Here is a 13,053-nt window from a genome sequence, read left to right as displayed (position 1 = left end):
AGGTTCTCCAGGGAAGGGCGGTCAGCGGGCCGTCCTGCGGTGGGGGACGCACAGGCTCCCGCAGTATCCCGGCCAACGTGGGCAAAGAGGTGAACCGGGCATGAGGGGTAAACTGGCGTGCCCCGCACGAGCTGAACGCAATGGACATGGGCCGCAGGCAATCGACCATCGAACTGGTCGCCATCGACATGGATGGCACCCTGCTGGACCCCACCCACACGCTCACCGCCCGGGCCAAGCAGGCCATCGCGCAGGCGCGCGCGCTGGGCGTGCATATCGTGCTGACCAGTGGCCGCCCGGTTCCCGGCTTGGCGCCGTTCCTGCACGAGCTGGGCATCACCGGCGACGACGACTACTGCATCGCCTGCAATGGCGGCCTGGTGCAGCGCATCGGCACGCGCGAAACCGTGGTCGAGTATCCGCTCAGCTTCGACGACTTCCTGTTCTGCGAGCAGGTGGCCCGCGAACTGGGCGTGCATTTCCAGGCGTTGGACAGCCAGCGCATGTATACGCCCAACCAGGACATCAGCTACTACACCGTGGCCGACTCGCATCTCTCGCGGATGCCGCTTTCCTACCGTCGCGTGGAAGACATGGACCCATCGATGTCCTTCATCAAGCTGATGATGATCGACGCGCCGAACGTGCTGGATGCCGCCATCGCGCGCCTGCCCAGCGAACTGACCGAGCGCTTCGCGGTAATGAAGAGCGCACCGTTCTTCCTGGAAGTGTTCGACCACCGTGCCGGCAAGGGCCCGAGCCTGCAGAAGCTGGCCGAGCACCTGGGTATCGACCGCGGCAACGTGATGGCGATCGGCGACCAGGAAAACGACCTGACCATGCTGCAGTACGCCGGTACCAGCGTGGCGATGGGCAATGCCATCGACGCAGTGAAGGCGGTGGCGCGTTTTGAAACCACGAGCAATGCCGATGAAGGCGTGGCGCGCGCCATTGAGCGTTTCGTCCTGCAGTAACCGCGCGTCCAGCTGCCCCGGTAGGTGCCAACCTTGGTTGGCACACGCAAACGGCACGCGCCGACCAAGGTCGGCCCCCACCACGCCCCATCCGCCCAAGGTGGTTGCCAACCTTGGTTGGCACACGCAGACGGCAAGCGCCGACCAAGGTCGGCCTCCACCACGCCGGGGCTATACCCACGTATAGCCCACCCATCCCCACCGCCATCGGCGCTGTACCACGGTGCAATGGCGGATGCGGCACTGCGATGCAAGAATTTCGCACGTCGAAATCACGCCATCGAATCCTGAGGCAGAGGATCGTCTTCCTCTGCCACTGACCGGCGCGCACTGCGCTGTCACTCCCTCAACGCAATCGCATCGCCAGCCAGGGCGCCGACACCGGTGCTGCAACGCGCTGGGCGTGCGCCTGCGCCGCTCTCTCCCTGCACCCTGGATCTGCCCATGAACACCCCACCCACGACGCGTCTCGCCCTGGCCATCATCACGGCCATCGCCGCACCTGCGTATGCCGCCGAGACCCACGACGCAGCACATGACACCCCCACCACCTTGAACGCGCTGCAGGTGATCGCCACGCCGCGCGGCGCCGCCGTTGCACCGACCCAGGTGGTCGGCCCCAACCGCTACATCATCAAGGCCGAAGACCTCGACGCGATGGTCACCGGCAACAACGGCCTGGCCATGCTCAAGCAGGTGCCGGGTGCCAGCTACACCGCCACCGACGGGCTGGGTCTGGATATCTCCGCCACCAGCCTGTTCGTGCGCGGCTTCCGCATGAACGAAATGGGCATCACCTTCGAAGGCGTGCCGCTGAACGACAACGGTTTCCTCTCGCTCACCGGCACCAGCGTGGTGAACGTGGGCGTACCCGATGGCATCGGCGCGATCACGGTCAGCCCCGGCGGCGCACCGGTCAGCGTGTTCTCCAGCAGCGTCAACGGCGGCAGCCTGGAGTACCGCCTGCGCGACCTGCAGGACACGCCCAGCCTGCGCGTGAAGCAGGGCGTGGGCAGCAACAACACGTTGGTCACCACCGTATCCGGGCAGAGCGGCCAGCTCGGTGAGCACGGCCCGAAGGTGCTGGTCGACCTGCAGCGGGTGTCCGCCGACAAGTACCAGGGCGAGGGCACGCAGAACTTCCTGCGCGGCGATCTGAAGCTGCAGCAGGACGTCGCCTGGGGCGATGTCACCGTGTTCCTGTCCGACAGCAAGGCCAAGGTCTGGGGTTACAACAACATTTCCTTCGATATGATCCGCAAGCTGGGCTGGAAGGCCGACATCTTCTATCCGGATTATGCGTGGGCCTGGTACGTGGCCTCGCCGGAGAACGCCGACAAATCCTGCGGTGCCTACACCTGCGGTGAGCTGTCCGAACTGATCCCGTACGACACCGGCCAGATCACCCGCGACCGCGTGTCCTCGATCAACCATCGCTTCCAGATCACCCCGGCCCTGAGCGGCAACGTGCAGCTGTACAACGCCAACAGCCACACCCAGGCCACGCTCACCGACCCGACCGTGCCGTCGCCAAACGGCGCACCGTTCTCCGAACAGGTGCAGACGCCGCGTGTGAATCGGCTGGGTGGCATGTTCAACCTGCAGTTCGAGACCGGCGCGCACACGTTCACCGCCGGCTTCTGGCAGGAGAAGAGCAAGGCCGCGGCCAAGACCGAGTGGTACCAGCAGCCGCTGCTGGGCGAGGGCCCGCCGCTGAAGGCCACCGGTCCGTTCGATGTGTATGGCCCCGCGTTCAAGACCGACAACGCGTCGAGCTGGGTGACCCGCTCGCGCCAGTTCTACCTGCAGGACGACATCGTGTTGAACGACACGCTGAAGCTGGGTGTCGGCTTCAAGGCCGTGGACTTCCGCACCAGCGGTGGCGGCCTGGGTGATGCCAAGGACCGGCCGGTGAACGGCACGCTGCGCGCCAAGAGCAACTTCCTGCCGCACGTCTCGCTGTTCTGGAGCCCGACCGAATCCACCGACGCCTTCATCGACCTGGCCAATACCATGAATGGCTATCGCGTGGCCCAGCGCGGCAACATCGGCTACACCGCCTCGGCATGGACCATCACCGACCAGGAAGAGTTCGACCGCGTGGCGGGCACCCTGCGCCCGGAAAAGAACTGGAACCTCACCGTGGGCGCATCGCACCGCTTCGACCGGCTGACGATCACCGGCGATGTGTTCTACAACGACATCCGCAATCGCCTGCTGTCGGCCGCCATCGGCACCCAGTTCGCTCAGATCAATACCGTGCGGCTGATGCCGAAGATGCACGTGATTGGTGCCGACCTCGGCATCACCGCCGACCTGACCGACCACCTGCAGTTCTACCAGGGCGTGGCCGTGGCCCGTTCTTACTACGACAGTGATTTCGTGGTGGGCGACACGGTGTACCCGATCAAGGGCAACGCGCAGCCGGGCTACCCGCAGATCTCGCTGGTCAGTGACCTATCGGCGCATTTCGGTGACTGGCGCTTCGGTACCACCAGCACCTCCTACCTGCGCCAGCCTTTCACCTACGAGAACGACATCCGCGTGCCGACCTTCTGGCAGGTCAACACCTATGCCGCCTATCGCTTCGGTGCGGACAGCGTGGTGCCCGGCCTGGAGCTGCGGCTGGACGTGAGCAACCTGTTCAACCGCCACAACATCGGCACTGCCACCATCGCCGGCTCGTCGTTCTCGGGGGACTACCAGACCCTGCAGCGCAGCGCGCCCCGGCAGCTGATGTTCAGTACCTCGATGGCGTTCTGAGGCAACGAGAGGTGGGGTCAGAGCCCTTTGCCGCGCAAAGGGATCCGACCCCGCAGCCATCCCGTGATCGGGGGTCAGATCCCTTTGCACGCAAAGGGCTCTGACCCCCAAAACCCGCCTACAAACCCGCATTGCGCAAACAACAGGGCTTTTCTGGCGAAGACGCAAGGTTCCCACAATGTTGCTGGGCCATCCTGTTGGCATGGCACAGCACAACCCGCGAACCCCGCTGTTCGGCATCCGGGGCCCAGGACGGCCCCGGCAGGCGCTGTCCGTGGCGCCTGTAATCGACCTGCAGGCCGAATATCAGTTCTGGCAGGTCTACGAACGCGTGGTGCGTCCGTTGCCCGGTGGGGGGCTGCGGCTGGCCTGGCTGGTCTGCCAGAAGGTGTACCGGGACCGGTGGCAGCATCCGCACGACAGCGACGAGGCGGCGTTGTCGCGGGTGCTGTTCGGCGGGAACATGACGGCTGACCGGGCGTCGGAGCTGGCGGAGCTGCACGCGCTGGTCAGCCGTCGGGTGGCGTTGCTGGCCAGGCGCGGGCGGATTGATTCCGCAGCGTGATGCGCGGGGACGTCCCTTGCGTCGCTGGGCGGCCATGACCCGCCCTCGGTGGGGTCGACTGTTAGTCGACCGCTCTTCGCATCTACCCCACAGAGAGCCGCGCTTCGCGCGCGAGTCGACCAACGGTCGACTCCACCCATAGCCAACTCGACCGGCGTTTCTATGGCTTTCCCCGGTCCAACTGCCGATAGCCAATCGCCTCAGCCAGATGCGCCGTCTGGATCGTTTCACACCCCGCCAGATCAGCAATCGTGCGCGCCACCCGCAGAATCCTGTGCATCGCCCGTGCGGATAGCTGCAGACGCTCAATGGCCTGCTCCAAAAGATCCTGATCGCCCTCGCTCAGCTTCGTGCACGCCCGCAGCGCCGCCGGCGGAAGATGCGCATTGAGCCCGCCACGTGCCTGCTGCCGGGCATGGGCGGCTTCCACCCGCTCACGCACCGATGCACTGGGCTCACCCAGCGGTGTGCTCTCCCGCAGCTCCACCGCGTCCATGCGCGTCACGCCGATATGCAGGTCGATACGGTCCAGCAACGGACCGGACACCCGCGCGCAGTAGCGGTTGATACGTTCGTCGCTGCACAGGCAGCGGTTGCTGCGGTCACCGGCCCAGCCGCACGGGCAGGGATTCATCGCTGCAACCAGCTGGAAGCGCGCGGGATACTGCACACTGCGCGCCGCACGGGCGATGCGGATGTGTCCGGATTCCAGTGGCTCGCGCAGGGTTTCCAGTGCGCTGCGATTCCACTCTGGAAGCTCATCGAGGAACAGCACGCCGTGATGGGCAAGCGAGATCTCGCCGGGGCAGGGCGGATTGCCGCCACCCACCAGCGCCGCCGCGCTCGCACTGTGGTGGGGAGAACGGAACGGCCGTTGCCGCCAGCGCCGCGGGTCCAGCCCTTCACCACTCACCGAGGCAATCGCGGCCAGCTGCAGCGCCTCTGCTTCCTCGGTGTTCGGCAGCAGGCTGGGCAGGCGCGAAGCCAACAGCGTCTTGCCGCAACCAGGGCTACCGATCAGTAATAGGTGGTGTCCACCCGCAGCGGCGACCTCCAACGCGCGCCGTGCATGCGCCTGCCCGCGGACGTCGGCCAGATCGGGCAGTGGCAACGGTGTCGTGTCGACACGCTCTACTGGCGGCAGCAGGCGTGGGTTCCCCAACCCAGCGCAGCACTCCAGCAACGTACGCGCTACCCGCACGTCAGCGTGCTCGGCCAACGCAGCCTCGGCGGCATTGCCCGGCGGCACCACCAGGATACGCCCGGCATCAGCCGCCGCAATCGCGGCCGGCAGTGCTCCAGCCACCGGCCGCAGTTCGCCGGTCAGCCCCAGCTCGCCCAGGAACTCGTACTGAAGCAGCGACTGCGGATCGACCTGACCGCTGGCCGCCAAAATGCCCAGTGCGATCGCCAGGTCGTAACGCCCACCTTCCTTGGGCAGGTCGGCGGGCGCGAGGTTCAACGTGATGCGCCGCTGCGGAAAGTCGAAGCGTGCACAGAGCAGGGCGGCACGCACGCGCTCGCGGGATTCGCGCACGCTGGTCTCGGCCAGTCCGACAATCTGGGTGGCAGGCAGGCCGCCAGAGAGGTGCACTTCCACCCGCACCAGCGGGGCGTCGACCCCGGCGCGGGCACGGCTGTGGACCAGCGCCAGGCTCATGTGTGGTTTCCCGCAGAAAGACGCTTGATGGTGAAGCAGGCAATCTGCGTTGGACTATCGGGGATTGCTGGCGAAGCGGCTAGGGGGATTCTGGAGCGGCGTGTTCAACAGCGAAGTTTGAGGGCGATATAGTGGCCCCATGCGCACGGGCGCGTCTGCCTGCGCGTCAAGGTGGGGACGTAGAAGGCTTGCTCAGCTCTGACATGGATGAGTGGCGATGCGAAAGTCGATTCTGATGTGGGCTGGGTTATTCTCATTCATTGGCTGCAGTTCGCCGCCCGGCCTGCGCGTGAATGTGAGCAATGAATCCGGAGAGGCGATCTACCAGGTCAGATTGCAGGCCGGAGGGAACACGTTCGATGAGAGCCAGCTGCCGGCGGGCATGAAAGCGTCTGGCCGAATGGATGTTGCCTTGGACTCGGCAGTAGAGGTCACCTATAGAAGGTCACTGGATTCGGAGGCAACCCATTGCCAGGGTGATGTCTATGTTGCCGCCGGCGTTCGCCAGACATTGAACGTCGTGGTGGGCAAGGATGGGTGCACGTTCAGTATTGAATGAAGGGAGTGGTGATGGTTCCTGCGTCTTCCCCCAGTGATTCCTGGCACAGGGCTGAGCCTCGGATGCGCGGTTGCTCGATGAGTGCCGCGGTATGCGTCGTCCTGGCTGTTTGGCTTGGTCTGATAGGGCAGGTAAGGGCGAGCAGCGGCGACGGCGTTGGTCCTAACACAGGGCCTGGCGCTGCTTCGTCGGCGGCCCTCCACGAGATGAGGGCATGCGGCATTGATGTGGATCACATGGATGTGAATCGGGATGTCGTCCAGCAGGTTCGTGGGCTGAAAGCACAGCCGAATGCGGATCGAAGGGCCTTGGCCATGAGAGCCTTGTTTGAATGTCTGTCGAGTCTCGGGAAACGACAGCTTGATACGGCCAGTCCTTCCAGCGTGCAAGAGATCGCTTCTCTGCTGAAGGTGGATGGGGATGTGGGCCGGTTCTACGCCTCCAGGATGCTGGCGATGCTGGGGTGTCGAGCTCGTCCAGTGCTGCCTCTTCTGCATGATGCGCTGGACAAGACGGCGCCCATTGAATCCAATCTCGGCCCGATGGTCCTGTCGCCAGCAGTAAGCCCCCGCGAAGAAGTCGCAAGGGCGATCAGAGCGATTGAAACTGCGCATCCGTGTAGAACGCAGTGGGAATGATGTGCTGGCGTCGTCTGCTGGGCCGCTGCTGCTTTCGAGAGATCAACGCATGAGCGAACGTATCACCGCCTCACAGCTGATGGACAGACTGATGTCCGATCCGGAGTTCGTACGGCGTGAGCGGGAAAGAGAGGCACAACGAATGAAAGCCGCTGGGATCCTCGCGGAAGCGGAGGCCGGACTGGTCCGGGAGCTTCGTGGAGCCGGAGTGAATGTCGATTCCGTATGGGACCTTGTGGGCTGGAAGGGCGACAACGACGCGGCCCTGCGCGTACTTCTCGTGCACGCACCGATCCCCTACCCAAAGTGCGTTCGCGAAGGAATTCTGCGCGCCCTGGCCACACCCGGCGCACGAACGTGGTGGCCGCACCTGGTTGAAATGTATGAAAGTGACACGCTGGCGCTACCGCCACAGATCGACTATCTGACCGCTGGCGTCCTGTTCGCTGCAGCCGATGACACCGTCATTGATGATGTCATCAGGCTGGCGAGTGATCCCAACGCTGGCTCCAAGCGTGTGCTACTGCTGTTCGCCCTGAAGAAGTCCCGCAGCCCCAGGGCGAAGATGCTGCTGAACGAGCTGCGATCCGACCCTGTGATAGGCAAGGAAGTAAAGCGGATGCGGCGGCTGGAGCGGCTGCAAGGCAAGGTGTGATGGCGTGTGGGATGTGCAGCCGGCTGATCTTTGTCGGTGGACCAACGCAGAGGAAGGAATCGGGCCTGGCGCGGCTGGACGAGCAGAAGTTGATCCCAGTCCGAGGGGCCATCATAGTCTGCTGGCGAAGCGGCCACGGGGATTCTGACGGGCGCTGAGCTGACCCCCAAAGTGGCACCGCTGCTCATCAGGCATCAACCCAGTGAAGCGCCCAAACCGCGCCTCAACCCACGAAGGCCCCGCACTTTCCACCAGCAACTTTCCTTGGCTCTGGTGTAGATCCAGCCAGCGTTCGAAGCTGCTGCGCAGGCGCTCGATATCCGGCGCCCGCCACCGTGCATCGGCAGGCATCCGGATCAGCACGCGCGAGGGTGCGTTCTCCACCTCCATCACCAGCACGCCCTTGCATCGGATCTCGAAGGGCGTCGCCCCGGCATGGCGCGCGTGAAGTTCAAAGCCCTCGTGGGCCTTCGCGGTCACGAAGCCGCGCGCATCACTGTGCAGCAGGCGGTAATCGGCCGGCTGTAGCTTCTGGTAGGCCCACACTTGATCGCCCGCTGGCTCGGGCCACTCCACCCACATCGCGCCGATCACCGCGATGCACACCGCTGCAGCGGCAAGGCCGTGCATCTTCATTCGTCACCCCGCACACAGGCAGAAAACTCCGCGCCACAAGCGCGCTCAGTCCTTGGGGCGCATCTGCTCGTGGATGAAGGCGGTCAGCGCGAGATCGGCCATCACCAGCCCCTCCATCACCCTGTCGCCCACGTACTGCTCGGGCTCACCGTTCTGGCGCGTGCGCTCGGCCGCCAGCAGGATCTCCTGCACGATGCGCTGGCCGGTGAGCGCGCAGTCGGCGTCGGACAACGCCATCTGCCGGCTGCGTAGATGGTGCCGCTCGGGCCAGGGCTGCCCGTCGGCCGCAGCGCCCGCGCCGATGGCGTGCAGGATGGCGATGAGGCTGTTGGGGTCCGGGGCCGGAGCGGCCGAGGGCGCTTGCTGGATGGGGCGCGGGGGTGGGGAGTGCGGCGTGGTCATGGCGGGCTCCGTGCATGCAGGCAGAAGCCGCCACCGATAAAGGTGGCGGACAGGGCGTGGCTCGAAAACCGGTTGCTAGACAAAGCCGGCGGGTACAAGACCCCCACGCCCCGCCCGCCATAGCCGGCAGACGGATTGCCAGCCGGCACCACGCGAGGTGATGCCGGCTGGCAAGCGCAAACTTACGTCTAGCAATCCGGGTTTTCGAGTCCCGACCACCGATGCACGGTGGCGAAGTAACGATTACCTGCTGTTGTTCGGAATGCCAACGGGTAGGGGTCAATGCCGCCAAAACCCGAGACGCTTTTGGCATTGTCGCATAGCACCGGAAGAGGCGAGAGCCTTGGCGTGCTAGGCGGAACGGCACTTCTGGAACGGAGTCGTCAGAACCTTCCCCCAGAGACGCAAGGGGCGGCAAATGCGACAACATTGGTCCGACGGCCGCTGATGGGTGCCGCGTACTTGCCCCAAGGCGTGAGTGACTTTCTGCCTATTGACCCCGCAGAGCGTCACGCAGAATCTGACTACCGCTGTAGTCATCCGGAGCTGTCCTGCCCGGAGCAGGAAGGCTCTGCGTCGTTTGAACGGATTCCACCCACTGGCGCAGGCCAAGAAAAGGATCACTGCACGTGTTACGCCGCAATCGACTTCTTCTGTCTGCGGGTCTGGTCCCGCTTCCGTGGTTCCTGTTCTGGACCAGCGTTGCCGCCGTGTTCGCGCCGGGCTACAACCCGCTTGCACAACACGCCAGCGAGCTGCTGCAGGCGCCAACGATCGCAAGCGTTTGCGGCAGGATTGCCGCCATCGGCTCCGGCGTGGGCTTCGTGGCGTTCTCCATCGGGGTATGGCGGGAGTCCGGTCGCCGGATTGCCGTAGGCGCGATCTGCTGGATGATCTTTGGCGTCTCCATGCTGACCAACGGGCTCTGGCCCATGGGCCATCCGATGCACGGCTTCTACACCATCGGTATCGCAAACATCATTGCACCGGCGATGTCGCACATCGAACTGAGTGCGTGGTCGACGAACCGAAGGGCGTACGCTGTGACCGCATTGGTGAGCATCGCGGGAATCGTCTATCTCTGGTTGAACGTGGTGGGAGCGGACCCGGAAGGCTACCGGGGGCTGACTCAGCGTCTGTTCTCGTCGATCAACTCGCTGTGGCCATTTGTGGTTGCGCTGTACCTGCTGCGCAGGGATTCCAACGAGCTGAAGACGCACCTCGTGCACTGATGGGGACACATGCGGGTTGATGTGTTCAAGTAGTGGCCCGCCCACTACTTCTGACTGGATGAAGGACCTCACGCGATGAAACTTCCAGCCCGCTTCTGGGTGCATCTTTTCAGCCATCTGGGGTTCGTCGCGATCCTGGCCGGGTTGTTGGCCGGCTGGGTCGGGACGTTCTTCGAAGCCCTTGCCGGTCATTCCGTCACCGCGACCGACGGCGCCAGGTTGGGCAACGTTGGAACGCTGTTCGGGTTCTGCATGCTTGCCCTGTTGCTGCTGGGAGCACTGACAATTACCGGCGAACTGTTCGGGCTGATCAGGCCATACGATCGCAAGGCGCCCTACCGGCACGAGGCGCAGGCGGTGCATCGGAAGGTGCTGCTGGTCGTCGTGGCGGTACTGTCCTGGGCGGGCCTTACGGCGGCGTTCGTCATTGGGTCGATGATGCGCTCCGGCTAGGCGGAGGTGGTGCTGGGTCCGTCTCTGGCCGGTAGTGACATCAAAGCGGCGCACGTACTGGAAGAGATTCAGAAGAGGACAATTGGATTCCGATGGCCGCATTCGATCATTCCCTGGTAACCCTCCGATTCTTCGGGGACGACCTCTTGCCAGACGAGATCAGTGCCTTGCTCGGGGCGACTCCAACCGTTTCGCATCACAAGGGGCAGGAACTTAAGGGCAGCCAATCAGGCACCGTGCGTATCGCCAGGACCGGAAGCTGGCGACTCAGCGCGCCTCGTCGTGAGCCAGAAGATCTGGAGGCTCAGATCTTCGAGATCCTTGATCAACTCACCGGAGATCTCGCCATATGGGGATCACTGGCGCGGTTTCGGCCTGACCTGTTCTGCGGTCTCTTCATGGGCAGTGGCAATGATGGTGTCTCGCTTTCGCCCCGCGCGCTGCTTGCCTTGGGACAACGTGGCATCGAGCTCGGGCTGGACATCTACGATGCCGAGGAAGAGGTGCGCAATGCCCAACGCCAGTAGATCATCAATTGATGATCTCCCCACTCCCTGACGCAACATATTCCTTCAACTGCCGAACGAACTCCGCGTCGTAGAGCTCCCACTCCACAAATTTCCTCGACCACCCGCAAGAGCTGTGCACTCCGATACGACCGCGTCGGGTTCCCGGGAAACTTCTTGTTGGTCACGTTCGGATCGTCCTCGAACGGTCCGGTCGGCACCACCACATACACGCGCGGCCGCCCCTCACTGCGAGCCATCTCCGCAGCCAGCCCAGCGCCTTTGGCAATCGTGGTGAAGTAGATGTGGTTCATCACCACGCTGTCGCGATAGTTGGACCGGAACCCCGCGCTCAGCAGTTCGCCCACCGCGAGTCCAGATCGCGCACGGCTGTTTCCAGCGCATCCAGCTTCTCGCGGGTCTTCAGCAGCATGGCGCGCTGCGCTTCGCACTCTTTGCGGGTGACCAGGTCGAGCTTGGCCAGGCCGGCCTGGTCAAGCTCTTGACGGTGGCCTGCGGTTCCGCTCAATTGCTGTGGCGCCTGTTCACATCCACGCGGGATTCATTGCTGAAAACGATGTGGTTCAATTCTTCGTTGAGGCAGGCTGCGACGAAGCCATTGGACATGGCCCACTCATCGCAGCCGATGATCCCAAGGTTGTCCGTGGGCGGTCCATATATCTTCTCCAGTTCTGCACGCACACGCGCTCGTTCACCCTCGGACATCGAAGGGAACTCCATGGCAAGCATGGTGGCTTTCCCATCGCGGAGAAAGGCGACGAATTTCCCGGAAGTCCCCAGGTAGACGGCGCCTTGTCCCACGCAACTGGATTCACAGCTGGCAGTAGGAAATGCCTTGCGAATCTCTGCTGCAGTGGCACCAAGGTGGAGGCCATTCATGTTGAAAGTAGCAGCTGTCGCTGCTGCTACGTTCTGCGAGAGCCAGAGTGATACGCAGAGCAACAGCAGTGACGTAACCGCGAGCCGCAAGATCGATTGATTCATCGGGATATTTCCATGGCGCGACGAGCTGCCAGGATTGCTTGCTGATCCATTCCTGGGTGATTCGCTTCGTACGTGAGCAGTAGGGCGCTTGCCCGTGGATCACCAGCATCACGGGCGGCCATGATCCCTGCAGCGGCAGACTCTGGTGACTGTAGGTAGGCCAGCGTGGAGAACATCGCACCGAGGAGATAGCCCGAGAATGGACTCTTGTGGCTAGACTGAACCTGGGTCGAAAACTCGTAGGCTTTGAGGGCGTAGGATGCGGCGGGGCTTGCTTTGTAGGCGGTGTCATCGACGCCGCGCAGGTGCAGATATGGCGTGGCACGCTCGAGCATCCTGTCAATGTAGAAAGCCATCGCCTTACCGTCACCGCTGCTCGCCCATTGCTGCAGCTGGTTGTCGCTCATCGTTCGTGCCTGGAGCCACTCGTCGATACTGGGGAAGCCAGAGTCCTCCAGGTAACGCCGCTCCTGTTCGTTCTCATAAGCGACGGCGCCGAAGTAGCGGTTATTGATTGAATCCAGGTACGCGGCCTTGTCTTCAGACATGCGGCGCACCTCCTGCTCCCATGAGATGGCAGCAGAACTGTCCGCGTTGGGGCGATCGGGTTTTGGCTGAATGATTGTGGCGGGTGTCCTGCTTGTATGGTCGTTGTCAGCAGCCGTTGGAGGGGGTTGCGTTGTGTCGGACACAGGATTCTCGGTAGCCGTGCAGCCGAAGAGCAAAGCCAGTTGAGCAAGCAAGAGGAGGAGGCGAACGCGCATTGTCATGTGAGTTCTCTACAAGCACTAGTTGCAGGAGTTGGCGCGGGTGCCATCTACCCACACTGCGCGCGATCTTCCCGCATTTGAACTTGAGTGAGCGAACTATGCAAACCCCGACGCCGGGACCGCCCGATCATAGAGGCCAGCACAGCCGGGTTATACGTTTCATTCAACTGAGCTTGGGTTCTGCTTTGCCAAACCGATAGCCATCATTCGGTCCATGACGCGCGGCTCCGTTGTC

General features: G+C 63.5%; 15 protein-coding genes and 1 pseudogene. 9 read left to right on the top strand and 7 right to left on the bottom strand.

All coding sequences use genetic code 11. From position 1 onward, the window contains the following. The first annotated feature begins 140 nt into the window (after nt 1-140). The 3 genes from yidA (at nt 141) to DI041_RS04875 (ending at nt 4,302) form a co-directional block, all read left to right on the top strand. Nucleotides 141-974 (top strand): sugar-phosphatase, encoded by an 834-nt coding sequence (yidA, locus tag DI041_RS04885; protein ID WP_136639293.1) that lies wholly within the window; start codon nt 141-143, stop codon nt 972-974. Nucleotides 975-1,418: 444 nt separating this feature from the next. Beyond that, nucleotides 1,419-3,737, top strand: a complete 2,319-nt coding sequence (locus tag DI041_RS04880; protein ID WP_136639292.1) for a TonB-dependent receptor — start codon at nt 1,419-1,421, stop codon at nt 3,735-3,737. A gap of 178 nt (nt 3,738-3,915) precedes the next feature. Beyond that, the gene (locus tag DI041_RS04875) at nt 3,916-4,302 is read left to right on the top strand and encodes a hypothetical protein (protein ID WP_046984163.1); all 387 of its coding nucleotides are present in this window, start codon (nt 3,916-3,918) and stop codon (nt 4,300-4,302) included. Nucleotides 4,303-4,462: 160 nt separating this feature from the next. Here DI041_RS04875 and DI041_RS04870 read toward each other — a convergent pair whose 3' ends face one another. Further along, entirely contained in the window at nt 4,463-5,962 is a 1,500-nt protein-coding gene (locus DI041_RS04870; protein WP_136639291.1) for a YifB family Mg chelatase-like AAA ATPase, read from the bottom strand. 217 nt (nt 5,963-6,179) lie between these two features. On the opposite strand from DI041_RS04870, the gene DI041_RS04865 reads away from it, so the two are divergent. The 3 genes from DI041_RS04865 (at nt 6,180) to DI041_RS04855 (ending at nt 7,814) form a co-directional block, all read left to right on the top strand. Further along, on the top strand, nt 6,180-6,521 hold the full coding sequence (locus DI041_RS04865) for a regulator of G-protein signaling domain-containing protein (protein WP_136639290.1): 342 nt from the start codon (nt 6,180-6,182) through the stop codon (nt 6,519-6,521). 236 nt (nt 6,522-6,757) lie between these two features. Then, nucleotides 6,758-7,159, top strand: coding sequence for a hypothetical protein (locus tag DI041_RS04860; RefSeq protein WP_136639289.1), 402 nt, complete (start codon nt 6,758-6,760; stop codon nt 7,157-7,159). Between the two features lie 49 nt (nt 7,160-7,208). Beyond that, entirely contained in the window at nt 7,209-7,814 is a 606-nt protein-coding gene (locus tag DI041_RS04855; protein WP_136639288.1) for a hypothetical protein, read from the top strand. A 111-nt stretch (nt 7,815-7,925) separates the two neighbouring features. On the opposite strand, the gene DI041_RS04850 is transcribed toward DI041_RS04855, so the two are convergent. Continuing rightward, nucleotides 7,926-8,450: a cold-shock protein gene (locus tag DI041_RS04850; protein ID WP_136639287.1), complete on the bottom strand. Its 525-nt coding sequence runs from the start codon at nt 8,448-8,450 to the stop codon at nt 7,926-7,928. A gap of 45 nt (nt 8,451-8,495) precedes the next feature. After that, nucleotides 8,496-8,852, bottom strand: a complete 357-nt coding sequence (locus DI041_RS04845) for a hypothetical protein (protein ID WP_136639286.1) — start codon at nt 8,850-8,852, stop codon at nt 8,496-8,498. A 629-nt stretch (nt 8,853-9,481) separates the two neighbouring features. Here DI041_RS04845 and DI041_RS04840 point away from each other — a divergent pair. The 3 genes from DI041_RS04840 (at nt 9,482) to DI041_RS04830 (ending at nt 11,064) form a co-directional block, all read left to right on the top strand. After that, entirely contained in the window at nt 9,482-10,084 is a 603-nt protein-coding gene (locus DI041_RS04840) for a DUF998 domain-containing protein (protein WP_136639285.1), read from the top strand. Between the two features lie 75 nt (nt 10,085-10,159). Continuing rightward, nucleotides 10,160-10,537 carry a hypothetical protein gene (locus DI041_RS04835; protein ID WP_136639284.1) on the top strand — a complete coding sequence of 126 codons (378 nt, stop codon included), beginning with the start codon at nt 10,160-10,162 and terminating at the stop codon, nt 10,535-10,537. Nucleotides 10,538-10,629: 92 nt separating this feature from the next. Beyond that, on the top strand, nt 10,630-11,064 hold the full coding sequence (locus tag DI041_RS04830) for a DUF4279 domain-containing protein (protein WP_136639283.1): 435 nt from the start codon (nt 10,630-10,632) through the stop codon (nt 11,062-11,064). Between the two features lie 4 nt (nt 11,065-11,068). Here the strand turns inward: DI041_RS04830 and DI041_RS04825 are convergent. The 4 genes and pseudogenes from DI041_RS04825 to DI041_RS04810 form a co-directional block, all read right to left on the bottom strand. Further along, nucleotides 11,069-11,411: pseudogene (locus DI041_RS04825) on the bottom strand (NAD(+)--rifampin ADP-ribosyltransferase). Further along, entirely contained in the window at nt 11,396-11,605 is a 210-nt protein-coding gene (locus DI041_RS04820) for an accessory factor UbiK family protein (protein WP_136639282.1), read from the bottom strand. The pseudogene DI041_RS04825 and the gene DI041_RS04820 overlap by 16 nt, the downstream one beginning before the upstream one ends. Next, nucleotides 11,569-12,048 carry a hypothetical protein gene (locus tag DI041_RS04815; protein ID WP_136639281.1) on the bottom strand — a complete coding sequence of 160 codons (480 nt, stop codon included), beginning with the start codon at nt 12,046-12,048 and terminating at the stop codon, nt 11,569-11,571. Before DI041_RS04815 ends, DI041_RS04820 begins: the two co-directional genes overlap by 37 nt. Further along, entirely contained in the window at nt 12,045-12,596 is a 552-nt protein-coding gene (locus DI041_RS04810) for a hypothetical protein (protein ID WP_136639280.1), read from the bottom strand. The genes DI041_RS04815 and DI041_RS04810 overlap by 4 nt, the downstream gene beginning before the upstream one ends. Nucleotides 12,597-13,053: the final 457 nt, after the last annotated feature.

This window comes from Stenotrophomonas maltophilia, assembly GCF_004920835.1.
GTDB classification, from domain to species: domain Bacteria; phylum Pseudomonadota; class Gammaproteobacteria; order Xanthomonadales; family Xanthomonadaceae; genus Stenotrophomonas; species Stenotrophomonas maltophilia_AQ.
Note: the sequence above shows the minus strand (reverse complement) of the source record. Positions and strands in the feature narration are given on the sequence as shown.